The 25532-nt window shown below is 31.4% G+C and carries 23 protein-coding genes; 6 read left to right on the top strand and 17 right to left on the bottom strand.

Annotation, left to right across the window (positions count from 1 at the left end; translation table 11 throughout):
* Nucleotides 1-15: 15 nt before the first annotated feature.
* The 5 genes from COC46_RS04715 to COC46_RS04695 all read right to left on the bottom strand — a co-directional run bounded on the left by COC46_RS04715 (nucleotide 16) and on the right by COC46_RS04695 (nucleotide 5219).
* Entirely contained in the window at nucleotides 16-1062 is a 1047-nt protein-coding gene (locus tag COC46_RS04715; RefSeq protein ID WP_098808598.1) for a polyamine ABC transporter substrate-binding protein, read from the bottom strand.
* 28 nt (nucleotides 1063-1090) lie between these two features.
* Nucleotides 1091-1894 (bottom strand): ABC transporter permease, encoded by an 804-nt coding sequence (locus COC46_RS04710; protein WP_098808597.1) that lies wholly within the window; start codon nucleotides 1892-1894, stop codon nucleotides 1091-1093.
* Nucleotides 1894-2745 (bottom strand): ABC transporter permease, encoded by an 852-nt coding sequence (locus COC46_RS04705; RefSeq protein WP_369700016.1) that lies wholly within the window; start codon nucleotides 2743-2745, stop codon nucleotides 1894-1896. The genes COC46_RS04710 and COC46_RS04705 overlap by 1 nt, the downstream gene beginning before the upstream one ends.
* Nucleotides 2742-3716 (bottom strand): ABC transporter ATP-binding protein, encoded by a 975-nt coding sequence (locus COC46_RS04700; RefSeq protein ID WP_098808596.1) that lies wholly within the window; start codon nucleotides 3714-3716, stop codon nucleotides 2742-2744. The genes COC46_RS04705 and COC46_RS04700 overlap by 4 nt, the downstream gene beginning before the upstream one ends.
* Nucleotides 3717-3830: 114 nt before the next feature.
* Nucleotides 3831-5219, bottom strand: a complete 1389-nt coding sequence (locus COC46_RS04695) for an aldehyde dehydrogenase (protein ID WP_255294811.1) — start codon at nucleotides 5217-5219, stop codon at nucleotides 3831-3833.
* Nucleotides 5220-5546: 327 nt separating this feature from the next.
* On the opposite strand from COC46_RS04695, the gene COC46_RS04690 reads away from it, so the two are divergent.
* On the top strand, nucleotides 5547-6167 hold the full coding sequence (locus tag COC46_RS04690) for a DUF47 domain-containing protein (protein ID WP_098808594.1): 621 nt from the start codon (nucleotides 5547-5549) through the stop codon (nucleotides 6165-6167).
* Nucleotides 6168-6178: 11 nt separating this feature from the next.
* Nucleotides 6179-7189, top strand: a complete 1011-nt coding sequence (locus tag COC46_RS04685) for an inorganic phosphate transporter (RefSeq protein ID WP_098808593.1) — start codon at nucleotides 6179-6181, stop codon at nucleotides 7187-7189.
* 108 nt (nucleotides 7190-7297) lie between these two features.
* On the opposite strand, the gene COC46_RS04680 is transcribed toward COC46_RS04685, so the two are convergent.
* Nucleotides 7298-8503 carry a D-alanyl-D-alanine carboxypeptidase family protein gene (locus COC46_RS04680; RefSeq protein ID WP_098808592.1) on the bottom strand — a complete coding sequence of 402 codons (1206 nt, stop codon included), beginning with the start codon at nucleotides 8501-8503 and terminating at the stop codon, nucleotides 7298-7300.
* A 201-nt stretch (nucleotides 8504-8704) separates the two neighbouring features.
* Nucleotides 8705-9373 carry a DNA alkylation repair protein gene (locus COC46_RS04675; protein ID WP_255294810.1) on the bottom strand — a complete coding sequence of 223 codons (669 nt, stop codon included), beginning with the start codon at nucleotides 9371-9373 and terminating at the stop codon, nucleotides 8705-8707.
* A gap of 160 nt (nucleotides 9374-9533) precedes the next feature.
* Here COC46_RS04675 and COC46_RS04670 point away from each other — a divergent pair, with 160 nt between their 5' ends.
* Nucleotides 9534-10745 (top strand): MFS transporter, encoded by a 1212-nt coding sequence (locus tag COC46_RS04670; protein WP_098808591.1) that lies wholly within the window; start codon nucleotides 9534-9536, stop codon nucleotides 10743-10745.
* 216 nt (nucleotides 10746-10961) lie between these two features.
* On the opposite strand, the gene COC46_RS04665 is transcribed toward COC46_RS04670, so the two are convergent.
* The 6 genes from COC46_RS04665 to qoxA all read right to left on the bottom strand — a co-directional run bounded on the left by COC46_RS04665 (nucleotide 10962) and on the right by qoxA (nucleotide 18561).
* Nucleotides 10962-11480: a hypothetical protein gene (locus tag COC46_RS04665; RefSeq protein WP_098808590.1), complete on the bottom strand. Its 519-nt coding sequence runs from the start codon at nucleotides 11478-11480 to the stop codon at nucleotides 10962-10964.
* 683 nt (nucleotides 11481-12163) lie between these two features.
* Nucleotides 12164-14362, bottom strand: coding sequence for a catalase/peroxidase HPI (gene katG, locus COC46_RS04655; protein WP_098808588.1), 2199 nt, complete (start codon nucleotides 14360-14362; stop codon nucleotides 12164-12166).
* Between the two features lie 486 nt (nucleotides 14363-14848).
* Nucleotides 14849-15130 (bottom strand): cytochrome aa3 quinol oxidase subunit IV, encoded by a 282-nt coding sequence (qoxD, locus tag COC46_RS04650; protein ID WP_098808587.1) that lies wholly within the window; start codon nucleotides 15128-15130, stop codon nucleotides 14849-14851.
* Nucleotides 15127-15726 (bottom strand): cytochrome c oxidase subunit 3, encoded by a 600-nt coding sequence (locus COC46_RS04645; RefSeq protein ID WP_369700017.1) that lies wholly within the window; start codon nucleotides 15724-15726, stop codon nucleotides 15127-15129. Before COC46_RS04645 ends, qoxD begins: the two co-directional genes overlap by 4 nt.
* The gene (qoxB, locus tag COC46_RS04640) at nucleotides 15695-17662 is read right to left on the bottom strand and encodes a cytochrome aa3 quinol oxidase subunit I (protein ID WP_098808585.1); all 1968 of its coding nucleotides are present in this window, start codon (nucleotides 17660-17662) and stop codon (nucleotides 15695-15697) included. The genes COC46_RS04645 and qoxB overlap by 32 nt, the downstream gene beginning before the upstream one ends.
* Entirely contained in the window at nucleotides 17662-18561 is a 900-nt protein-coding gene (gene qoxA, locus COC46_RS04635) for a cytochrome aa3 quinol oxidase subunit II (RefSeq protein WP_098808584.1), read from the bottom strand. The genes qoxB and qoxA overlap by 1 nt, the downstream gene beginning before the upstream one ends.
* Nucleotides 18562-19522: 961 nt before the next feature.
* On the opposite strand from qoxA, the gene COC46_RS04630 reads away from it, so the two are divergent.
* The 3 genes from COC46_RS04630 to COC46_RS04620 all read left to right on the top strand — a co-directional run bounded on the left by COC46_RS04630 (nucleotide 19523) and on the right by COC46_RS04620 (nucleotide 22161).
* Nucleotides 19523-19852, top strand: coding sequence for a DUF1904 family protein (locus COC46_RS04630; protein WP_098808583.1), 330 nt, complete (start codon nucleotides 19523-19525; stop codon nucleotides 19850-19852).
* A 249-nt stretch (nucleotides 19853-20101) separates the two neighbouring features.
* On the top strand, nucleotides 20102-21460 hold the full coding sequence (locus COC46_RS04625) for an arsenic transporter (RefSeq protein WP_098808582.1): 1359 nt from the start codon (nucleotides 20102-20104) through the stop codon (nucleotides 21458-21460).
* Between the two features lie 35 nt (nucleotides 21461-21495).
* On the top strand, nucleotides 21496-22161 hold the full coding sequence (locus COC46_RS04620; RefSeq protein ID WP_098808581.1) for a DUF2642 domain-containing protein: 666 nt from the start codon (nucleotides 21496-21498) through the stop codon (nucleotides 22159-22161).
* 217 nt (nucleotides 22162-22378) lie between these two features.
* On the opposite strand, the gene COC46_RS04615 is transcribed toward COC46_RS04620, so the two are convergent.
* From COC46_RS04615 to COC46_RS04600, 4 genes are read right to left on the bottom strand one after another with little or no spacing between them, the layout of a single operon-like run.
* A complete protein-coding gene (locus COC46_RS04615) occupies nucleotides 22379-23572 on the bottom strand; it encodes a DUF4097 family beta strand repeat-containing protein (RefSeq protein ID WP_098808580.1) in 1194 nt (397 codons plus the stop codon).
* Nucleotides 23569-24024, bottom strand: coding sequence for a hypothetical protein (locus COC46_RS04610; protein ID WP_098808579.1), 456 nt, complete (start codon nucleotides 24022-24024; stop codon nucleotides 23569-23571). Before COC46_RS04610 ends, COC46_RS04615 begins: the two co-directional genes overlap by 4 nt.
* 14 nt (nucleotides 24025-24038) lie before the next feature.
* Complete coding sequence (locus COC46_RS04605) at nucleotides 24039-24503, bottom strand: hypothetical protein (RefSeq protein WP_098808578.1); 465 nt, start codon at nucleotides 24501-24503, stop codon at nucleotides 24039-24041.
* Nucleotides 24500-25048, bottom strand: a complete 549-nt coding sequence (locus tag COC46_RS04600) for an RNA polymerase sigma factor (protein WP_098808577.1) — start codon at nucleotides 25046-25048, stop codon at nucleotides 24500-24502. Before COC46_RS04600 ends, COC46_RS04605 begins: the two co-directional genes overlap by 4 nt.
* Nucleotides 25049-25532: the final 484 nt, after the last annotated feature.

Raw genomic sequence — 25532 nt, 5'->3', positions numbered from 1 at the left:
ACCTTTTTTCTATTATTACTTTCCTGTTTTTAATTCAGTCCAATACTTATCGTATAATTCTGTTTGATCTCCAACGTCCTTAATCCAGTTCGTTAAATCAGTTTGTTGTTTTGTTACATTAATAAATGGATTTTGTTTATACTCCGCAGAATGATATGGTTCAGATTTACTATTAGGATCAGCATATCCAATTGCCTCATAATTTTGTGCACTTACTTTTGGATCATATAAATAGTTAATAAACTTTTCAGCTAACTCTTTTTGTTTTGCGTCTTTTGGGATAGCTAAAGTATCTGCCCATCTTGATGATCCTTCTTTTGGTACTACCCATTTAACATCTTTAAGCTCTTTTTGTATATAAGCCGCATCTCCTGACCATACTTGGCCAATCCAAGCATCTTCAGTTATAAACTTTTGTTTTACCGTATCTGTGTCGAACGCTAATAAGTTTGGAGTTAACGTTTTTAAATTATTATAAGCTTTTAGTAATTCATCTTCATTTGTTGAGCTATTTGAAAAGCCATTTTTTATTAATCCCATTCCAAATACTTCTCTATTATCATCTAGTAATGTAACATGACCTTTGTATTTAGGGTTCCATAGATCATCCCAGCTATTTATATCTTCTTTTACATATTTTGGATTATAGGCGATTCCCGTTATTCCTCCAGTATAAACAACTGAATAATCACCTTTCGGATCAAATTCTTGATTAGTGTATTCCGGAGCAATATTATTTAAATTTGGTATTTTACTTTTATCAAGTTTCGCCAACATGTTTTGATGAATCATCAATTTAACCATATAATCTGATGGTTGGATGATATCATAATTCGAACTACCAGCTTTTAATTTTGCATATAATTCTTCATTACTTGCAAATACTTGATAATTGATTTTAACATCATATTTCTTCTCAAATGATTGTAAAACTTTCTCATCAAAATTATCTGCCCAGCTATAAATATTTAATTCTTTTTTACCAACTGAACAAGCAGATAATAGCAAACTTACTAAGCCTAAAGAAACCATTATTGTAGCAGTTTTTTTAAATATACTCATAATGCCTACTGACTACCTCCTTTAATTTTTAAACAATATAGGATTTTTTTTCTGTTTTTTCATTGTTCATACCTTTTGTTCGATAGACTTCAGATATAACCATTAAGAAAATAATGGTAACAATTAAAATTGTTGAAATTGCATTTATTTCAGGGGTTACACCCTTTTTAACCATTCCATAAATATAAATTGGTAATGTAGTGGAACTTGGTCCTGAAACAAAAAAGCTAATAACAAAATCGTCAATACTTAATGTAAAACATATAAGTGCAGAAGCAATAATTCCAGGCATTAGCGCTGGTAAAGTTACAAATCTAAATGTTTGCCATGGTGTAGCACCTAAGTCACTTGCAGCATCTTCTAAGTCTGAAGACATTCCTGAAAGTCTTGCTGCTAAAAGTATAATTACATATGAAATACAAAAAGTGACATGAGCAATAATAATGGTCATACTACCTAATTCAATATTGAAATTCGTAAAAAGTATTAGTAATGAAAGTCCCATTAATATGTCCGGAACGACAATTGGTAAGTAAACTAGTCCACTAATAAAATTTGAAAATTTATATTTATGCTTATGTAAAGCAAGTGCACAAATAGTACCAAGAATTGTTGAGAGTACTGTAGTTACAATTGCAATAAACAAACTATTCATTAAAGCATCTATTACTTGTGGGTTATTAAAAAGATTTAAATACCAATCAAAAGTAAATCCAGTCCACTGTGCATTAATCTTAGATTTATTAAACGAAAATAAAATTAAAATCAAAATTGGTAAATATAAGCAAATTAATATTATAGTAGAAAACCCAATAAGTATCGGTTTTTTCATTATTTTTCACCTCTACTTTTATCAGCACCAATATTTTTTGTCGCTAAATAGTAAAGTCCTATTAGTCCGATTGATGTAATGACTAAGAAAATTGATAGCGCGGAACCAAATGGCCAGTTTCTCGCAGCTAAGAATTGATTTTGAATTACATTTCCTATTAATGCAACTTTAGAACCACCCATTACATCCGAAACGACAAACATACCAAATGAGGCAACAAATACTAATATACTACCCGCAAAGATACCCTTCATAGTTAATGGGAGAGTAACATAAATAAATGTTTGATATGGTGTAGCACCTAAATCATTTGCAGCATCCAATTTTCGATTATCTAATTGTTCTATTGCTACAAAAATCGGTAACACCATGAATGGTAGTAATGTATATACCATTCCCATTATGACGGAAGGCGTATTGTAAAGTAGTTGTAATGGTTCTTTTATTATCCCTAATTGGATTAGCAATGTGTTAATAATTCCCTTTGAACGAAGGATAACAATTAATGCATACGATCTAACTAAGAAATTAATCCAAAAAGGAATTGTGATTAATAAAAGTAAAATTCTCTGCCATTTTTCACTTACAACAGTAGCTGTATATGCATAAGGATATCCAACCAAAAGTGTAATGATTGTAGTGACTAATGCAACCCAAAAAGTCGTCCATAAAACTTTTAAGTAAAGTGGGTCAAAAACTTTTACTATATTTTCTAAAGTAAATGTTTTTTCTATTTCTCCATACATTCCATTTTTCATAAATGCAAAGCCAAAAATTAAAAGTAATGGTAAAAGAAAAAAAACTAGTAGCCAGATAATCGTAGGTGCAATTATGTACTTTTCATTTCTCAATACATAAACACCTCATCTTCCGACTTCCAGCTAATCGCAACTTTATCATTTCTAGAAAAAGTTGTTTGATCAGGCATTTGATAGACAATGATTGTTTGATCATGCTTATGTAAATCAATAAATATTTTATTTAATGTACCAACAAATTCCACATCTCTTATTATGCCTGTATAATTATTTTTTTCATCTGTAGCATGTGAAACTTTAATATTTTCGGGTCTAATTGCAATTTCTCTTTCGCCTCTATTAAAGAAATTATTTTCACCTATAAAGCTTGCAATAAATTTACTTGCTGGATTTTGATAAATTTCCTTTGGTGTTCCGATTTGCTCGATTTTCCCATTATTCATAACAACAATTCGATCACTCATACTCATTGCTTCTTCTTGATCATGGGTTACATAGATAAAAGTAATTCCTAATTCGCGTTGAAGATTTTTTAATTCTCTTTGCAAATCTTTTCGAAGCTTAAAATCAAGTGCTCCTAAAGGTTCATCAAGTAATAATACTTTTGGATTGTTCACTATTGCACGAGCAATTGCAACCCTTTGCTGCTGACCACCAGATAACTGACTAGGTTTACGATTCCTAAATTCAGTTAATTGTGTTAGTCTCATCGCCTCAGTAGATCGTACTTTTTGCTCTTCTATTGAAACACCTTTCATCTTTAATCCAAATTGAATATTTCTTTCAACATTCATATGAGGAAATAATGCATAGTGTTGGAATACTAAGTTCATATCTCTTTTATATGGTGGCAAATTATTTATTGCTTCTCCATTTAATTTAATGACACCTGATGATGGTTCTTCAAAACCAGCAATCATTCTTAAAAGTGTAGTTTTTCCACATCCACTTGGTCCTAGAATTGTTAAAAATTCTCCCGAATAAATTTCTAATGAAAGCGGAGAAATCACATTATTTTCACTAAAATTTTTCTCAACTTGTTCAATTTCAATTATGTTTTTCATTTTCGCGTCCCATCTATATTAATATTTTATTATTATGTAAAAATGACTAAATTATTTTTAACATATAAAAAGCCCCTTTTGTCAAGGAGCTAAGAAACTAAGTACAATTAACCTTTATTTTAACAATTTACGAATAAACCGTAAAGCGTTTTTTGTTGTGTGATATCTAATTTTTAAGTCCATTTTAGTAGTTTGTAAGAGCACGCTTTTATCATGTGTAAAGGCTGAAAAGCTGTACTCCCCATGATAATTTCCAGAGCCACTTTCTCCTACCCCTCCAAATGGTAAATTTGGATTTGCCATATGATAAAGAGTATCGTTTACACATCCCCCACCAAATGGAACTCTTTCGATTACTTTATTTGATATACTCTTACTTTCTGTAAATATATATAGTGCTAATGGCTTAGGGTGTTGATTAATTTCATTCATTACTTCATCTAAATTTTCGTATGAAAGAATTGGTAAAACTGGACCAAATATTTCTTCTGACATAATTGGAGATTCCCAAGATAGATTAGTTATCAAAGTAGGCTCAATTTTATGAGTTAATGGATCATATTCCCCACCGTGTACAATCTCACCATTATTCAAAAAGTTCACTAATCGATTAAAATGACGTTCACTAATGATTTTGGTATAATCATTGTTTAACAAAGGTTTATCGCTATAAAAATGAACGATTTCATTCTTTAAGGCATCAATAAAATCTTTTTTTACCAATTCGTGGACATAAATATAATCAGGAGCAATACAGGTTTGTCCAGCATTCGTAAATTTTCCCCATACAATTCTTTTAGCAGCTAATTGAATATTTGCATCGTTATGGACAATTGTTGGACTTTTTCCACCTAATTCAAGAATTATTGGTGTTAAATTTTTACTTGCGGCTTCCATGACAATTTTTCCAACTTGAACACTTCCAGTAAAAAAGATTAAATCAAGTTTTTGCTGTAATAATAGTGTACTTTCTTCGATTCCACCTTCTACTACTGCAATATATTCTTGATCAAATAGCTCTTTAATTATTTTTTGAATAATAATAGATGTATTAGGAGTTAACTCTGACGGTTTAATGATTGCAGTATTTCCACCAATTATTGCACCTATTAAAGGTGCCATTGTTAATTGAAACGGATAATTCCAAGGTGAAATAATTAACGTTACTCCATATGGTTCTCTGTAAATATAGCCTTTTGTTCCAAAATGAGTGATAGGTGTTTTAACTTTTTTAGGTTTCATCCATTTTTCAATATTCTTAATTGCTTCTGATATTTCTTTTAAAGTAAATCCAATCTCAGTCAAATAAGCTTCAAAATCTGATTTATTTAAATCTTTTTTTAAAGCTCTTTTTATTTCTTCTTCATTCTCTACTATTGAGTTATATAGTTTTTTTAATTGGGCAATTCGAAATTTAGAAGTTTTAGTTGCACCAGTTTGAAAATAAGTTTTTTGCTTTGTTACTAATTGTGTAATTTCAGATGCTTTATATGTACTTTCCAAAATCATCACATCCTTTTTTAGTTCAATAGTTTAAACATATAAGCTTATGCTAATTTAAAAACTCACATAAAGTCAATATTTCTGTGAATACTATTATTAATATAAATGTGTAGAATTCGAAATATTAACTTTGTTAAGGGATTGTAAAGAAATTGTAAATTTGTAAATTAATTAAACGTTTTTAATTGATTAATTTCAAAAACCAATTATTATTATTAACGTGGCCTTTACTTTTTTCGACATTTTTACATAGTTTCTGACATAATAAAATTTACTGAATAATGTGAAGGTGATAATAAATTATATGTTTTAGTTGGAGGAATCATAATGTTTTTTGGACAAAAAAAGGATGTATTCTTTGAAAAGCTTTTAAGTATAGCCCAGAACTTAGACGAGTCATCAAAGTATTACGTTGATTTTAAAATAAAAAATGCTAGCGACTTAAAGAAGTTTCAAGAAGAAATGAAGGATTATGAAACTAAAGGTGATAAGTTCATTCACTCTCTAATCGTTGAATTAAATAAAACTTTCATTACTCCAATTGAGCGTGAAGATATTTTACAACTTGCTATGAAAATGGATGATGTACTCGATGGATTTGAACATTGTTCGGCACGTTTTGAAATGTATTCAATTACATCTGCTGATGAATATATGGTTAAATTCGTTGATATTTTACAAAAAGCAGTTGAAGAAATTTTACAAGCTGTTAAATTACTTTCAAATAAAAAATTACTTGAAATTCGTGTCCATGCGATAAAAATTAAAGATTACGAATCTCAATGTGATGAATTGTTACGTACTTCAATTAAACAATTATTTATGAATGAAAAAGATCCTATCAAAATTATACAGTATAAAGAAATCTACGAAGGTTTAGAATCTGTAGCTGATAGTGCACAAGATGTAGCAAACACTCTTGAGCAAATTATCATGCGAAATGCGTAAGGAGTCATAAAATGGAGCATTTATATTTACTTACGATTTTAATCGTGATTTTTGCATTATTGTTTGATTTTATTAATGGATTTCATGATACTGCAAATGCAATTGCAACTTCAGTTTCAACAAAAGCATTGAGACCGCGTACAGCTATTTTATTAGCAGCGCTAATGAACTTTATCGGTGCGATTACATTTACAGGAGTAGCAAAAACGATTACAACTGGAATTGTTGATCCAATTACGATTGAAGGTACAAATGGACTAGTTGTCGTAATTGCTGCTTTATTAGGCGGTATATTCTGGAATTTATTAACTTGGTATTTCGGTATTCCAAGTAGTTCTTCTCATGCGATCATCGGTGCTATAGCTGGTGCTGCTATATCAGCTAAAGGATTTGGAGTTTTAGAAGCTGAAGGTTTAATTAAGATTATCGAAGCTTTATTAATTTCTCCAGTTATCGCGATTACGCTCGGTTTTATCGTTATGACAATTTTAGCAACTATTTTCAAACGTTCTAATCTTTCTAAAACAAATAAAGGATTTAGATTGTTTCAGATATTCACAGCCGCTTTACAGTCATTTACTCACGGAACAAACGATGCACAAAAAGCAATGGGGATTATTATGATTGCTTTAATTGCTGCTAAAATTGAAACACCAGGTGCAGATGTACCATTATGGGTACGTATTGGTTGTGCAACAGCAATGGCACTCGGTACATCTGTTGGTGGATGGAAAATCATTAAAACTGTTGGCGGAAAAATCATGAAAATTCGTCCGATCAATGGTGCAGCAGCTGACTTATCTTCAGCAGCAATTATTTTCACATTTACAGCTTTACATTTACCAGTTAGTACTACTCACGTAATCTCTTCTTCAATTATGGGTGTTGGCTCAGCACAACGAGTTAAAGATGTAAACTGGGGTACTGCTCAACGTATGCTTATAACTTGGGTTATTACAATCCCAATTTCAGCAGCTGTATCAGCTATTTTCTATCAAATATTAAAGTTATTCTTAGTCTAAGAATAAACAAAAAGGCGAATTTGTAAATCACAGTTCGCCTTTTTATGTATAGATAATATTGAATTTTAAAAGGCTAAACGCTCTTATACGTCTAACCTTTTTAGATTTTTACATATATTCTCTTTTCCTTTTTGGTCTTGAAATATAAAAAATTACAACAAGTAGTAAAATTATCGATCCAGCAATTAAAAATGTACTTAATGAAAGGATTGTAGGTCGATCATAGGATTTAGCAGCTAATAAATCAGTACTTAAAACTTTTTCGTTATTAGCCCAAACTTCAACATCACCAAGTATTTGATTTTTAGCAATTCCATTTTCCTTATATTTCTCACCTATTGTTGATGAGGGATTTAATTTTATTTCATAGTTTGTATTTGTACCTAGTGACGTTAAAAAAGCCAAATCTTTCGCTATTTTTGTTTGAATTAAATCGTCTCTTATTGTTACTTTTTTCTGCCAATCTGATTGTTTTATTAACGTTTTTTTATGGATCTTTGAAAATGCATATGAATCCATTAAATTAATATCCTGCAAATATTGCGGTTTTGAAGAGCGTAATAGAATATTTATAATCATTTGGCCGTCTTTTTTGTCAATTTCAATCAAAGTATTTCTAGCTGAATCTGTATAACCTGTTTTACCTGCATAAAAATAAGGATTTTTAAACATTTTTCCGCGATTAAAAATATACACATTCTTTTGCTTAGATGTATTAATATGAGCATCTTTTGTACCCATCGCTTTAATGATTAACGGGTATTTTAAAGCTGCCTTTGTGATTAATGCTAAATCCTGTGCAGTCGTATAATGATTTGCATGATGAAGTCCATTTGGATTCATAAAATTTGTATGATTTGCGCCAATCTTTTTAGCTTTTTCATTCATCATTTTTACAAAATTATCCATGTTCCCGCCAACTCTTTCACCAATTGCATACGCTAAATCATTTGCACTTAAAATCATCATCGTTTTTAATGCTGTATTCCGATCTAAAACTTCACCTTCAGAAAAAAGTATTTGCGAATTGCTTTTTTCTTCTTGAATACTTCTTTTTGTCATTTGAATTTTATCATTTTCTTTTAGATGATCCATCATAACCATTGCAGTCATTATTTTAGTAGTACTGGCAGGGAAATCAACTTTATTGGCGTTCTTACTATATATAACTTCTCCATTATCAGCTAATATTGAAATAGCCTTATCACTAAATAAATTCAGTTCATCTGCGTGTACAGTTTTCTGAATAAAAACCCCACAAAATAAGCTAATACAAAGACATAATTTTATAATATTATGAAAAGTAGATTTCATATAAAATACTAAATCTCCTTTATATTTTTCATTTGATTGTATCAACACACACTAATGTTATATTTCCAGATTAAAATCTTTACTTAAAAAAACAATAATGCCCCTATTATAACCTTTTCAAATTAATGTCTCAACTAGACATAATGTTGGAATAGATTCAAAAAATCATCGGATATTTCCCGGAAAATCGACATATTCTTTTTACCTTGATTTCACAATATTTTTTAATCCCTCCCTTTTGCTTAAAGATGATAGATTAGTCTTTATTATAAATGATTCAACCGCTTTAGGATCGACATATGAGTATTCTCTCAATGCCCAACCTATTGCTTTTTGAATAAAAAATTCTTTGCTTTCAGATAATAGACTGCAGTATTTGAAAAGACGCTCCTGATCTGTCTTCTCTTTAAACTTCATTTGAAATAATAACGCTACTCTGTTTAACCACATATTATCTGACGTAATCCACTTATTAGCGTACTCATCGATCAATTCAGGATATTTAAAAAAATGATAACTAATCAGTCGTCCTGCAATTGTATCAACCGTATCCCACCAAGATTTTTCCACTACTAGTTGTTCATATAATTTTATCCGTTTTATTTCAGCTTTTTTATATTGGCGGTCTAATAATGTTAATGCAATATATTGAAACTCTCTTTCTTCCAAGTCCCAAATATTTATAATTGACTTTATATTTGGTGGTTCACCATAATGCGTTCGATATTGCTTCAATAGGATATTTCGTTCTGGTGCTTTAATACCTAAAAAAGTAAATTTGTTTTTCATATATGCTTCCATTGCGGGTCGATTTTCATTGTTTTGATGTTCTTTAAAAAACCTCTCTAACTCAGCAGAATAGTTGTCCAATTTTACAACTCCCCTTAATACGCTCTAATTATCATTTTGCATACTGTATTTCCTTTATTATAATAGAGTCTAAAGTTTAATGGAAAGACTATAAAGCAAAATTGTGTAAATTTTTTGAATATTAGTTTATGATAGATAAGTCAAAAGAAAGGAGGATATTATGCAACCAGCAGTTAATACAAAGGTTATTAGTCAATCAACAATGTATCAAATTTTATTTGCAATTAGTTTAGGACATTTATTAAACGACTCGATGCAAGCAGTTGTACCAGCCATATTTCCAATTTTAGAAAAGACAATGAATTTGACTTATACAGAAATTGGATTCATAGCCTTTGCGCTTAATATGACATCCTCTGTGATGCAGCCCGTATTTGGTATTTTTTCCGATCGAAAGCCTTCACCATTTCTCCTTCCAATTGGAATGGCTTCAAGCTTATTAGGAATGCTTTGTTTAGCATTTGCTCCTAATTTATTCATTGTATTATTATCAGTCCTATTAATTGGTATAGGCTCAGCCATCTTCCATCCAGAGGGATCAAAAGTTGCTTTTTTAGCATCTGGTTCAAAAAGAGGTCTCTCACAGGCTATCTATCAAGTAGGAGGAAATACTGGGAACTCTTTGGCTCCAGTCTTTACAGCATTAATTTTCGTTCCACTAGGACAAAAGGGTGCTGTATGGTTTACTATACTAGCTGCCATTGGAATTTGCGTATTAATTTACGTTTCTACATGGTATCGAAATAAGCTGAATGAAACCCCTTTTAAATTGAAAAATAAAAGTCAATCATCAAACGAAAATCTTAAAATTACTTCTGCAGTTAAACTAGCTATTATTTTGCTAATATTTATTACATTTGCTCGTTCCTGGTATTCAGCAGGCATAGGTAATTATTATCAGTTCTACTTAATTAAAAGCTATGGTTTATCGATAAAAAGTACACAATTGTATTTATTTATCTTTATGATTGCAGGAGTAATTGGTACATTCATAGGTGGCACTCTAGCTGATCGCTTCGGAAAACGGAATATGATTTTATTTTCATTAATCGGTACATTCCCATTAGCTTTATTACTTCCTCATGTTTCTTTATTAGCGGTTATCCCAATACTATTTTTAATCGGTATCATTAGTTCAAGTTCATTTAGTGTAATCGTTGTTTATGCTCAAGAACTCGTTCCTGGTAAAGTTGGAATGGTTAGCGGTTTAATAGTTGGTTTAGCATTCGGAATGGGTGCTTTAGGAGCCGTATTATTAGGCGTTATTGCTGATACAACTAGCCTTAAGTTTGTAATGAACTTATGTAGCTTCTTGCCACTTCTAGGTTTTGTAGCATTTATGCTACCAAATGATCGTAAAAAAACAGTTTAAGTAAGAATCTAAAAAAGCAATTTTTCATTTAAAACTAATGAACTTTAAAGAGACTGTCAAATAGACAGCCTTTTTAATATTAAATAATCGTATGTTTTTTTCTTTTTAAAAAATCTGTAAATATCAATATAACAAATCCTACATTCTCTTCATTTTAAATTTTTCTGCAATTTTAAAAAAAGGCGATCTTGTTATACAACAAACACACTGTTTTACTTAATATACGCCATCTTTCCAAACTAATTTCCCTTCTCTTGTATATGCTTCTATTTTAAGTGGATCTGGTTCACCCTCTTTTGAGTCTTCTAATATATTAAAAGTTACAAACCAAACTCTTATTCCTTGTGTAGTATTAATTATTTTTGCCTCTGTTTCCATTGTTTTTTGTTTAACAATGACTCTTACTATGTCATCTCGCGTAATCACTCCTGCAAATGTAACAATCGGTACCTTTGGATCATTATTCATAGTCCAATCAAATCCTTCTTCAGGACGAACTTCCGCATTCCCACTGTTAAACCAAATATTAAAATCATTTGACGAAAATGCATGACGGAAACCGCTTTTATCTTTGTATAAGTAAATAGTGCCTTCATCTATTTTTTCTTTATAGAGTAAAGTTGTTGATTTTGGAAAAGGTACATGATCAATAAACTTATGTGAAGAAGGTGTTACTGTTTTTGTGGAACAACTCACTAATGTAAAGCACAAAAATAGTATAAATAATTTCTTCATGTACTCACCCTTCAGTCATTTTCCTACTAAATATATTCGAATACATTATTCAATATTTGCACTAACTGTTATTATTTTCCTTGTTCAACTTAAATAAAAAAAACGCAAGCAGTTCGTGAACTTCAACTAATGCTAATTGGCTTAACAAGTATCCATAGTACTATCGTAAAACCTAGCAAAAACAGTCCAAATATGAATGAACTAATTTTAAAAATAATTATATGATATCTTTTCGGAAATATTTTTTTAGATATAAATTCTAGTAAAGCGAATAATAATTCATAAAACTCTAATGTAGTTATGCCACCAGTAAAATCGTCATAATCTTCGTATTTCTTAAAAGTAATGTAAAATGCATTTCCACTCAATAATAGTAAAATCAATGTGCATAATAGTAGAACGTAAATATTCATTTTAATATGCCTCGCCTAGAAATCTATTAATAGTATTTTAAAATATTAGAAGCTCTATAACAATAATTTCAAAAAAAGTATTTTTACTGCGAAGCATATGAAAATAATTTACCATTCAGCGCAGTAAAAAAATCGTCTGCTTCCTCTAATCAAATAAATTGAAAAATCCTCCCTGCAATAACAGGAAGGATTTTTATTTGTTCTTTTAAATTATAAGACTTGTTTCTCTATTACTTTAGCATAAAAATATTTTCATATTTTGCATTTTTCTTAGAGTGTTCTTCCTCGAGCAAGGTCGAAACGGTCTGCATTCATGACCTTAACCCAAGCAGTTATAAAGTCGCGTACAAACTTCTCTTTGTTATCGTCTTGAGCATATACTTCTGCTATCGCACGTAGAACTGAATTCGAACCGAACACTAGGTCAACACTAGTTGCTGTACGTATTAATTCACCTGAATTACGATCGCGTCCTTCAAATACGTCTCCGTCTACAGGTGTCCATGCTACTCCCATGTCTATCAAGTTTACAAAAAAGTCATTAGTAAGTGTGCCAACTCGATCAGTGAAAATTCCATGTTTTGTTCCATTATAATTTGCACCTAGGGCGCGCATACCGCCAATAAGTGCAGTCATTTCTGGTGCAGTAAGGCCTAATAGTTGTGCCTTATCTATTAGTAGCTCTGCTGAACTTACACTAAACTCTTTCTTTTGGTAATTAATGAAACCATCAGCGATAGGCTCTAGCACCGCAAAACTTTCGATGTCTGTTTGCTCTTGTGTTGCATCACCACGTCCTGGAGAAAAAGGAACCAATACATCAAAGCCTGCATCATGTGCAGCTTTTTCAATAGCGGCACTACCACCAAGCACAATCAAGTCGGCCATGCTCACTTTCTTATCTAGATGATTTTGGATGTTAGCTAATACATTCAGTACTTTTTCAAGTTTTGCAGGCTCATTTACTTCCCAATCTTTCTGCGGGGCAAGACGGATGCGAGCACCATTAGCACCGCCACGCATGTCTGATCCACGGAAAGTACTTGCTGATGACCAAGCAGTTTTTACTAACTCATTAATTGTAAGTCCTGAATCTAGGATCATTAATTTGATTTTTTCAACATCAGCGTCATTTATTTTAGATTCATAAGCAGGTATAGGATCTTGCCATATTAGAACTTCTTCTGGAACTTCTGGACCTAGATATCTTGAACGTGGGCCCATATCTCTGTGTGTTAGTTTAAACCATGCACGTGCAAATACATCAGCAAATTCTTCTGGATTCTCATGGAAACGACGAGAGATCTCTTCGTATTCTGGATCATAACGCAATGCCATATCAGCAGTAGTCATCATAGTAGGAACACGAACAGTTGGATCTTCTGCATCAGGTGCAAGATCCTTCTCCTCAGGATTTACAGCTAGCCACTGATAAGCACCTGCAGGACTTTTTGTTAGCCACCACTGATAGCCAAATAATAGATCAAAGTAACCATTATCCCACTTTGTTGGATTTGCAGTCCATGCACCTTCAATACCGCTAGTGATCGTGTCACGACCTTTACCAGATCCATGAGTACTTAACCAGCCTAGGCCTTGAGATTCAATAGAAGCTGCTTCTGGCTCTGGGCCAACATGAGTAGCATCTCCTGCTCCGTGTGCTTTACCAAAAGTATGTCCACCTGCGATTAGTGCAACAGTTTCTTCATCATTCATTCCCATACGTGCAAAGGTTTCGCGTATGTCGCGACCACTTGCAATCGGATCTGGTTTACCGTTTGGTCCTTCTGGGTTAACGTAGATAAGACCCATCTGAACAGCAGCGAGTGGATTCTCCAGGTCACGATCACCTGTGTAACGCTTATCCCCTAGCCACTCCGTTTCATTCCCCCAGTAGATATCCTCTTCTGGATGCCAAACGTCTACGCGTCCTCCTCCAAAACCAAATGTTTTTCCACCCATTGATTCAATAGCAACATTACCTGTTAGAATATATAAATCAGCCCAAGAGATCTTGTTGCCATACTTTTGCTTAATCGGCCAAAGCAATCGACGAGCTTTATCGAGATTTCCGTTGTCAGGCCAACTATTAAGGGGAGCAAAACGTTGTGTACCAGTTCCAGCACCACCACGTCCGTCGCCTGTACGATATGTACCTGCGGAGTGCCAAGCCATACGTATAAAGAATGGACCATAATGTCCATAGTCAGCAGGCCACCAATCTTGACTATTTGTCATTAAAACGTGAAGATCTTGCTTAAGTGCTTGGTAGTCTAACTTTAAAAATTCTTCTGCATAATTAAATTCTTCATCCATGGGATTTGATTTTCTGTCGTTCTGATGTAGAATGTTCAAGTTTAATTGGTTTGGCCACCAGTCTTTATTTGCGGTGCCACTTGATTTTGGGGTAGTAGTGCTACCGTGATTAAACGGGCACTTTGCAATGTTAGAAGAGTCATTAGTTTCCATATTTGTTTTCCTCCTTAAGAGTTTATGTATACGTAAATATTTATACGTAACAGACAAGATATGATAATGATTATGCTATCATTATATTAAACTTCTACTTATTTTAATAGAAATAAGTATCACTATTAAGAATTTTTAGATAAATATATGAACAATTGATGTCATTCTATATGATAAAAAAGATGTAATAAAAAGTAGGTCATTCTATAAATAAATTTTTTCCAATCACTTGCTTGTACTATTCTAGTAATTAATTTCGTACTTTATTCCTGTTTCCTTTATACTGTCATCTATTACAAAAAAAACTGCATTTTTGCAACTTACAATCTTTAAATAATGTATGTATAAATTGTACATATAATCAATTAACTTTTACTTATTAATCAATTCGTTATTCGCTATTTTAATATCAATTTTTAACAAAAAATTTAACATTATACCTTAACAAAACAAAAAAGCTCTTCGATAAACGAAGAGCTTTTCATATTACATACCCCAAATTAATGTCCAAAGAGTACCAAAAACAATTGCCACTGCGATAAATACCGCGTAACCTAAATTGATATACAATACTCCTTTATCTTCATTTTCATTCATATGCATGAAAACAATTAACTGAAGACCAGCTTGTAATAAAGCAGTTACAATTAAAATAGCAAATGAAACATTAAAAGGTAAATCTAAATAGTAAACACTTAATGCTATGATTGTTAGAACAAGTGATTGGATGAAGCCAACCACTTGATGCTTAGGAAATAATGCACTCATCCAATCAGTCCTTTCAGATACACAAAACTAAAGATAAAGATCCATACTACATCTAAGAAGTGCCAGTATAGTGAATAAATAAATGTTTTGTTTGCTGTAGTTTCTGTAATTCCTTCACGAGAAACTTGAATTAAGATTGCAATACCCCAAAACATACCGAATGATACGTGGGCACCGTGAGTACCTAGTAAAACGAATAATGCTGATAATGCTCCACTGCTTTGGATTGTCGCACCTTCATGAACATAAGTAAAGAATTCTGTAATCTCTACTCCAAGGAAGATTGCTCCTAAAGCTAGTGTAAAAACAAGGAAACTCATAAAAGCTTTTTTATGGTTTAATTTAATTGAGTTTACTACAAGACCAATCGTAAAACTACTAGTTAGTAAGGCAAATGTTTCGATCATTAAACCTTTCATTTCAAATAATTCTTTTTGAGTAGGTGCTGAACCAGTATTATTAGCTAAAGTGAAATACACTGCGAATAATGTTCCGAATAAGGCGATTTCAGCTCCTAAAAAGATCCAGAAGCCTAGAATTCTATTAGAACTTTCTTCACCTAGACTATATAGAGGCTTGCTGTTCATAATGATCACCTCGTAATTTTTTCTCTGTTTCAATAACTTCTTCTTTATGAATATGGTAGCCATGATCACGTTGGAATGAACGTGCAATTAAGCATAATGCGATAGGAACTGCAAATACAATCATTGGAACCCACCATTCAAATATTAAGAAGAAACCAAATGCCATAAATGCTGCACCTAAAATGAATGGTATACCGCTATTACTTGGCATATGAATATCTGTAATCTCGCCTTCAAGTAATGATTTACCTTCTTTTTTAGCCTTCCAGAATGGATCTAGAGTGTCAACTTTTGGAATAACTGCGAAATTATAAGGAGCAATTGGACTGCTAGTAGCCCACTCTAATGTTCTTGCATTCCATGGATCACCATTTACTTCTCTTGGTGCGTAACGTACACTGTGATAAATATTGTAAACAAGTAAAACGAATCCGATTGCTAATCCTACAGCTCCAATTGTAGCAATCATATTTAATGGTCCGAAACCTGACTCAGCACTATAAGTATAAGTACGACGAGTCATACCTTGTAATCCTAATAAGAATAATGGGAAGAATGTTACGTTAAAGCTTACGATAATAGTCCAGAACGTAATCTTACCAATTTTTTCATTTAATTTGAAACCAAATACTTTAGGGAACCAGTAGTAGAATCCTGCGATAACAGCAAATACTGTACCTGGAATTAATACGTAATGGAAGTGAGCTACTAAGAACATTGTATTATGATATTGATAGTCAGCACTTGCCATAGCAAGCATTACACCTGTAACCCCACCGATTGTAAAGATCGGTATAAATGCTAATGAATATAGCATTGGAACAGTAAATTCAATTTTACCTTTTCTTAATGTGAACAACCAGTTAAAGATTTTCACACCAGTTGGAATACTGATGGCCATTGTTGTAATACTAAAGAAGCCATTTACAACTGCACCTTGACCCATTGTATAGAAATGGTGTACCCAAACGATAAAACTTAGAGCCGAAATGGCAATCATACTGACAACCATACTCTTGTATCCATATAAATTCTTTCTTGAGAAAGTTGAAATAATTTCACTATAAATACCGAAAGCTGGAAGAATAACGATATAAACTTCAGGATGTCCCCAAATCCAGAATAAGTTCGCCCAAAGCATATCATTACCGCCATTGGCCATTGTAAAGAATTGAGTACCAAACTCGCGATCAAACATCATTAAAGCTAAAGCTACTGTTAAAACAGGGAATGCGAATACAATAATTACGTTTGTAATTAAGATTGACCAAGTAAACATTGGCAATTTCATTAATGTTAAACCTGGTGCACGCATTTTTAAGATTGTAACGATAAAGTTGATACCAGTCATCAATGTACCTAGACCAGCAATTTGCAGTGAAATTGCATAATAGTTATTACCAACACCTGGGCTAAATTCTTTACTTGCTAGTGGGAAGTAAGCTGTCCAACCAGCATCAGGTGATCCACCGATAATAAAGCTAACGTTTAAAAGCATTGCACCTGCAAAGAATAACCAGAAACTAACGGCATTCAAAAATGGGAATGCTACGTCACGTGCCCCAATTTGTAATGGAATGACAATATTCATTAAACCAATAATGAATGGCATAGCCATAAACAAAATCATAATTAAGCCGTGAGTTGTAAAAATTTCATTATAATGTTGTGCATCTAATATTTTTAAATCCGGGCCTGCTAATTGTGCTCTCATTAATAGTGCATCTACTCCACCACGGAATAACATTAATAAAGCACAAAGTATATACATGACTCCAATACGTTTATGGTCAACAGTCGTTAACCATTCTGTCCATAAATAACCCCATTTTTTAAATTTGGTTAAACCAATTACAATAGCAAGAGATACAACAACAATACTTACCATTGCACCATAGATCATTGGTTCACCTGTTACAAAAAAGTGATCCCATTTATAACCCATTATTTCATCCCCTCCATATTTTCCATATCATGGTGATCAGATGAATTTTTCATAGAACCATGTTGATGTCCTGCATTTTTACCTTCTGGAGCTGATCTAAATTCTAAATGAGTAGAAGTATAAGTCTTTCTACCTAAGTGCTCAATTTTTAGTAATTTATTAAACTCTTTTTCTGTTAAAGTAGGAGCTGTTTCTTTAACATCTTTAACCCAACCATCAAATTCCTTATCATTCATTGCTAATACTTCAAATTCCATACCAGCAAATCCTTTACCATTGAAATTACTATTCTTACCAACGAATGAACCTGCGTTAGAAGCAACGAAATTCAATTTAGTTACCATGTCGCTCATCGCATATTTTTGTCCGCCTAATTGTGGAACCCAAAAACTTGTAATTGGTCCGAATGAATATAGTCGGAATTCTACATTTCTATTAGTTGGCATGTTTACATAGTTAACAGTTTCAATTCCTTGTTCTGGGTAAGAGAAATGCCATTTCCAGTTTGAAGAACTTGCATAGATAACAAGCGGTTTATCATTTTCATGACCTTTAGGAACGCTTTCAACTGCGTTTGTTGTCTTAACAGTTACTACTGATAAAACTGCAACGATTATTACTGGAATTACTGTCCAAATAATCTCAAGTGTTTTACTTCCCTCTTCATGAGGTGGTTCGTAATCTTTTGGAAGTTTACTAGCACGATATTTATATAAAATAACAATATAAAGAATGTAAACTACTAATAAAACTCCAAGCATCATTAACATTGAGAAGATAATCGTATCTGCTTGCGTTTTAGCAACAGGACCCTTTGGATCAAGAACTGTAATCTTGTCACATGCACCCATAACTACTGCAACCAGCATGATCATCATGCTCGTTAGAAATTTTTTCATTTCGCTCTTCCTTCCTATAATGTAAGTAAAAGTTCAAAATAGTTTTTTTGAATTATTTCTTAGATAAGTATTTTTATAAATTGTCACTAAAATGACAAACAATGTCCACAGTTATAGTAAGATACTTTAATTAAAAAAACAAACAATTAATTACCATTTTGAAAGGAAAAAAAGAGTGTTCACATTTTAGACATATTTAAATTTGAGCTGATTTCTCAAAAACCTATATTTATCAAGGTTTATCACGTTTGCTCATCTTTTCACAACGTTCACATTTTAGACAAATATTAGATTTCGATTAATTTTCAGTTCACATTTTTTGTCCCTATATAATAGTAAATTAGTATAATAATTTTTATGGATTTTTCAAAAAAATCTGTATTTTTACACACAAAAAAAACGCAGAAATTTCTGCGTCAAAAACAGGGTTATTAATTTGGTGAAGAGAAAAACTACTGTCCTAGCATGTTTTTCTCTTCTTTAGGGTTTTGGGGGGTTCTAGGGTTGCTTTCCACATTTTTACTACTTAAATGTGAATACAAACGAAGAACTAAGAAAAACAATGGCTTGTTTCTTATAATTCTTTTATTAATCATAGATTACCACAATTGAAAATGATTATCAATACCAATAATTGCATTTTTTTAAAACCATTACAATTTTAACTTCAAAATTTTATGTTAATTTGTCAATTAATGCATGTGAAATCAAAATGGGATTTTCACTATTTTTGAATATGCCCTACTTTTAAAATTGTGAATGCTCGGCCAACTGATCGAAATATTCCATCGTAAAATGGATTTTGTTCTTTTTCTGTACAGTTATTATATGGTTTAACAGTTTCCACTTTATTTTTAAGAACAAGTCACGTTATAAAGCATATAAAAGAAAAAACCACCTTTACTTGTTTAATATGATAAAGAATATAAGTTATAATTGTAGAAAAAAAGGTGGGACATTTATGCCACAATTATTAATTAAAGGAATATCAGCAGAGGAAATTTGCAAAATAAGTAAGCCATTAATTGTAGAACTAGCAGAGGTTTGTGAGTGTGGAACAGATAATTTTACGATTGATTGTATTCATACAACTTCAATATTTGATGGTGAAATTGTAGAAAGCTTTCCATTTATTGAAGTGAAGTGGTTTGAACGAGGAGTTGAAATGAGAGATCGTTTTGCAGCAACGATCGAAAATCATATAAATACATTAAACATACCTGAATTTGAGATTGCCTTTATTACATATAGAGAAGATAGTTATTATATAAATGGAAAGAGATTTCCATAATTAATATTTCAAAATAACGTTGGCCAGCATCGTAGCTGGCCAATTTTTTTTTGAAAATTGACTTTTTCTGAGTCAACTGTACCTATAGGAAGATGTCATTTCAGGACGTTTCAACTATGTGGACAAATATACAAACTACAAAAAATGGTCTACTAACTAAGTACATGATTACTAAAATTGAATATTAGTATATTAATCGGACAAGTAGGTGACGAAAAAATACTACCGATTAGAGAAAGGTGAATAAGAATGAATTTTGAAATTGCAATGACAGCATTTATTTTCATTATGACAATGGCTGTCATATTCTGGAGACCTAAAGGAATTCATGAAGCATGGCCCGCTACAATTGGGGCGGTATTAATTCTAACAACTGGAATAGTAAGTCGCCATGACCTACTTGACATCCTTAGTAAGATTGGTGGAGCCTCAATAACAATTATTGCAACCATTGTTATGGCTGTTATTTTAGAAAGCTTTGGATTTTTCCACTGGTCCGCAGCACGTCTAGTAACATTAGCAAAAGGTTCAAGTTATCGATTATATTGGTATATACAATTACTATGTTTTTTAATGACATTACTTTTTAATAATGATGGCAGCATCCTAATAACCACCCCTATACTAATTATTCTTTTAAAAAATCTACGATTGAAACCACATCAACAAATACCATACCTTTTATCTGGTGCTTTAATTGCTACAGCTTCGAGTGCTCCAATCGGTGTAAGTAATATTGTTAATCTAATAGGATTAAAAATCGTTAACATGCCACTATATATGCAGCCCTTAATGATGTTTGTACCTACAATGTTAGGCTTATTATTTATGTCATTCATGATGTATTTCGTACTAAAGAGTAAACTTCCAGAAGTTTTACCTGCTTCAACAAATGACATTGAAGAATCTTTTTTCATTAAGAATTTTCACCCACTAAAAAGTAAAATCTCTGTTGAAACAAAAAGAAAGAGAACAAAATTTATGCTTCAAATTCTAACTTTCGTTTTTGTTATGAGATGCTTACTCTTTGTTGCATCCTTTGTTTCAATTCCAATTGAAATTGTTGCAGTAATCGGTTCGCTTATTTTACTTATATGGAGATGGTACCATTTAAGAACAAATCCTGTAGATATCTTAAAAAAGACACCATGGCAAATTCTTTTGTTTGCATTCTCTATGTATGTAATTATTTTCGGGCTTCATAATGCTGGTTTAACAGATTTTCTTGTTAAAGAAATGGAACCTATCGTTAATCAAGGTCTTTTTAATGCAACCTTGGTTATGGGTGGATTAGTAAGTTTATTATCAAATTTATTTAATAATCACCCTGCTCTTATGATTGGTACAATCAGTTTAACTGAAATGGGGCTAGATCCAGTAACATTAAAAGCAATCTATCTTGCAAATATAATTGGTAGTGATATTGGATCATTATTATTACCAATTGGAACATTAGCATCTTTAATTTGGATGCACATTTTAAGAGAAAATAAAATTAAAATAAAATGGAAAGATTATTTAAGCGTTACAATAATTGTTATCCCATTAACAACAATTATTACATTAATATTATTATTTTATTGGATACAATTATTTTTCGCTCATTAATTTGGATCTTTAATTACCTATAGGAGGAGATTAAAGTGAGTGATGTATCTACATTACTTGGAGAACAAGTTTCAGTAAGATTATCCGGAGATGTAATATTCGAAGGAATTCTTACTGATCTTGGACAAGATATTTTAGTGCTTTTTAATGGCATAAAATATTATTATATTCCATGGATGCATATCCATATGGTATATCAAAAAAACGATATAAAAGAAAAAATAAATAACCCTATTGAACCATCCATTACTCAGGAAATGGAGACAATTTCTTATCGTAAAATTTTACTAAATGCTAAAGGGATCTTTTCAGAAATCTATGTAACTGGTAATATAACTTTTCATGGCTATGTTATGAATGTACTAAGTGATTATCTAGTTTTTTATTCACCTGTATTTCATACAATGTATATTTCCTTATCACATTTAAAATGGATCACACCATATAACCATAAAGTTATTCCGTATAATTTAAATAATGAAACGCTAGCCGTCCATCCATCTACTACTCCATTACACAGATCTTTCGAAAGCCAACTAAAAAAAGAAATTGGAAAACTTGTAATTTTCGATGGTGGGACAGATCCAATGAAAATTGGGCTATTAAATAAAGTAGATAACAACCAATTGGAGCTTTCTGTTGCAAGTGGAGAAAATGTTTATTTAAAGCTAACTCATATAAAATCTGTACACTTACCATAGAAAGAAATAACCTTTGATACAAATTGTATTTAAAGGTTTTTTTTGCTTAAAAAGCGCCGTTAATGAAAACAACTGATGCAGATGTATTATTTTATAATGGCTTATAGGGATGATGGAATGGAATACAACAATCATTAACGCTTTAAATAAGCAATAACTAAAAACCAAAAAACCCCAAGCAATGCTTGGGGCTTTTAACTTAAAATATAGTAATCTTTTAATTCGTATTTACGTTAATTGATCCATTCGATGTCTTTAAATATAAATGATGTTCTCCACTTCCAACAATCGCTTTATTTGTATGATTTTCTTCTTTATTTTTTAATTTCCAACCTATATTCCCACTAAAGCTTCCATCATTTGTTTCTGCATTGATCGTAACGTTATTGTTCTTTAGTAAATCGATTTGAAGCTCACCATCATCAGAAGTAATTTTGCTATCTCCAGTTAATAATGCTTCCTCAACATTAATTGCACCATTATTTGTTTTTACATTAATTTCACCTTTAAAATCACTCAATTGAATTTCTCCATCATTCGTAGTTATTTCACTTTTTCCTTCCATATTAGCATGATCAATTGAAATTCTACCTTGACTTGTATAGGCATTTAAATAACCAGAAATATTCTTTATATTGATTTCTCCATCATTCGTTGAAATTTCACTGTCACTTTTTAAATTTGCATCAGTTACATTAATCGAACCATTACTAGTTTTTGCAACTAAGTTACCCGTTACATTTTCAAGATTAATTTGACCGTCATTTGAATTAATGACATTTTTATTATCTTTATTTGTTAAGCTTATAGATCCGTTATTCACTTTTATATTTGCTAAAATATTTTTAGGTATATCAATATTTAGCTCTGTTTGTTCATTATCAAAATGGAAGATCTGATTGTCATCCATAATCTCGATGACCATTTTATTGCCAAGTGTTTTTACTGAATAATAATCTGATAAATTTCCACTATCTGGAACACTTATATTCCCATTAACTTTCAATGAATTTGAGTCAGTTCCATTAACAATAATTTCTCCATCAGAAGCTTTAATAAAAATCTCATTAATGGATGGAGAAATAGTTTTCGTTTCATTTATTTCAACATTTTTAGATTTAAATGTATAACCAATTTCTTTCATAAACAGATGACCGATACTAAAAAGAATCGAGACAACCATCATTACGATTAGTAAAAAAATACTAAATCCATGAAAACGAAGTGATTCTTCTTTTCTTACAAAATGATTAAGCAAAATTTCAATTCCTAATAAAATACAAGCAACTGGCCAAGCATTTATTAGAATCTTCGTGTAAGGAATTGAGATGAAATTTTGAAGGAACCATAGTAAACCAATTGCAATTAATATAATTCCTGCAGTTAAAGATCCAACCTTCCAATTTCTCATATTTCTTTCTTCGACTTTCCAGTTAATAGTTTAATTCCAAGTACAACAAATACTAGACTGATTAATAAATTTTGAACTAGACTATAGTCAATAAATAGATTGTAATGTCTTGAAATATAATCTGATGTGTTTTCTAATAATGATAAGCAACCAAAACCGATTAATACCCAACCAATTAAAAATTTATTAAATTTGAATTGATGATGTAAAATTGGCTCGTCAATTAACTCAATGTCCTCACGATATTTACTATGATATTGAAGAGCATCAAAATAACTATAAAATACGATGACTGGTATAAAAAATCCGAAGCTTGAAATTAAATGTGTTAAAAATACTGTTCCGAAAAATAGCAGCATAAATTGCAAACCTCGACTCATTAAACCTAAATAAAAATGCCCAAGACCGGGTAAAATCGACAATAAATAAACTAATCTTTTACGTTTTTTCAAAGTTTGTTCCTCCATTATTTTTTATTTTCTTTAAATATTTTTGGAATTGGAATTGATAGTTTAATTTTTTCGCTTTTTTCAATTAATGAAGAAGTCTGGTCAATTGTTTGTACGACGTGACGATTTGAATTTGAAATTCGTTCAGCTAATTGAAATTGGAAAAATAAAAATGTTGCTGCAGCAGCCAAAACTAAATGGATAAAGCGAACTTTTTTTGAATTATGATTATTCGACTTTTTTTCAATAACTTGTTCTTTTCGTTCTATTAATTCAGTTTGCTTCATAATCTCGTTCATGATTTCATTAGAAAAATGAAATTCAGGTGGATTCATCCATTCCTCATGTAATTCATTAAGAAGTTCAAGTTCAGCCTTGCATGAGCTACATTCATTTAAATGCTGTTCAAGCAGAAGAGATTCTTTATTTGAAAGCTTATTTTGTTGATACGATAATAGTTGATCAGAAGTTAAATGTTTCAAATGATCCCTCCTTGATGCTTGTCTTTAATTAATCGTTTGGCTCGATATAAGCGTGACTCAACAGTTTTAACGGCTACATTTAATTTCATAGCTATTTCACCGTAAGTAAGTTCTTCAAAATAATATAATTTCAATACATCGCTATATGCTTGTGGCAATTCAATTAAATATGAATGAATAAGTTCTTTATCGATCGTTTTTAGTAAAGCTTCCTCAGGTGTTAAAATTTTCTCTTCTGGCAAAGTAGAAAGTAATTCACCAGTTTCATGTTCCTGTTGTTTAACTTGTTTTCGTTTAAAATCAATTGCTTTATTCATTGTAATTCGATAAATCCATGTTGCCAAACTTGATTCCCCGTTAAAGTTTTCGAGAGAACGATACAATTGGAGAAAGACTTCTTGCGAAATATCCTCAGCGTCCTTTTGGTTCGTTGAAACCTTCAGTGCTACTGCATATACCTTTGCTTGGTACCTTACTATTAAATCCTTAAATGATTGATGATTTCCATTTACTATATTTCTTACTAATTGTTCATCCGACTCCATTGCATCACCTCTTTTCCGCTTCCTTAACTTTAGACGAAGACAAATTTAATAACCCTGCAAAAAAATAATATTTTTTTAATAAGTTTTTTTACAACTATTTTGAATTGAATTATAGTCAAATAAAAAAAATCAATTATTAAGTAGTTTGTGAGAAAATACTGATTTAATGAATAATTGAACAGAAAAAAAGCTTATATTGTGGAATACAAGCTTTCATGATATTTTGTCAGTTGTGAAGAAAACAAGGGTGTGCGGTTTTAATGATTCTTTCCTGATTATAATTTTGCGATTATCAGATTTTAATTACGATTTGTCTTTTTTATTTGCGATTCGCTTTTTTTATTTGCGATTCCCAGTTTTTAATTGCGATTCGCCTTTTTTATTTGCGATTCCCAGATTTTATTTGCGATTCACCTTTTTTATTAGCGATTCCCAGATTTTAATTGCGATTCGCCCTTTTTATTTGCGATTCCCAGTTTTTAAT

The organism is Bacillus sp. AFS041924 (assembly GCF_002577195.1).
In the GTDB taxonomy this organism is placed as follows: Bacteria; Bacillota; Bacilli; order Bacillales; family Bacillaceae_G; genus Gottfriedia.
The sequence above is the reverse complement of the archived record's forward strand: the minus strand, read 5'-3'. Positions and strand labels throughout refer to the sequence as shown.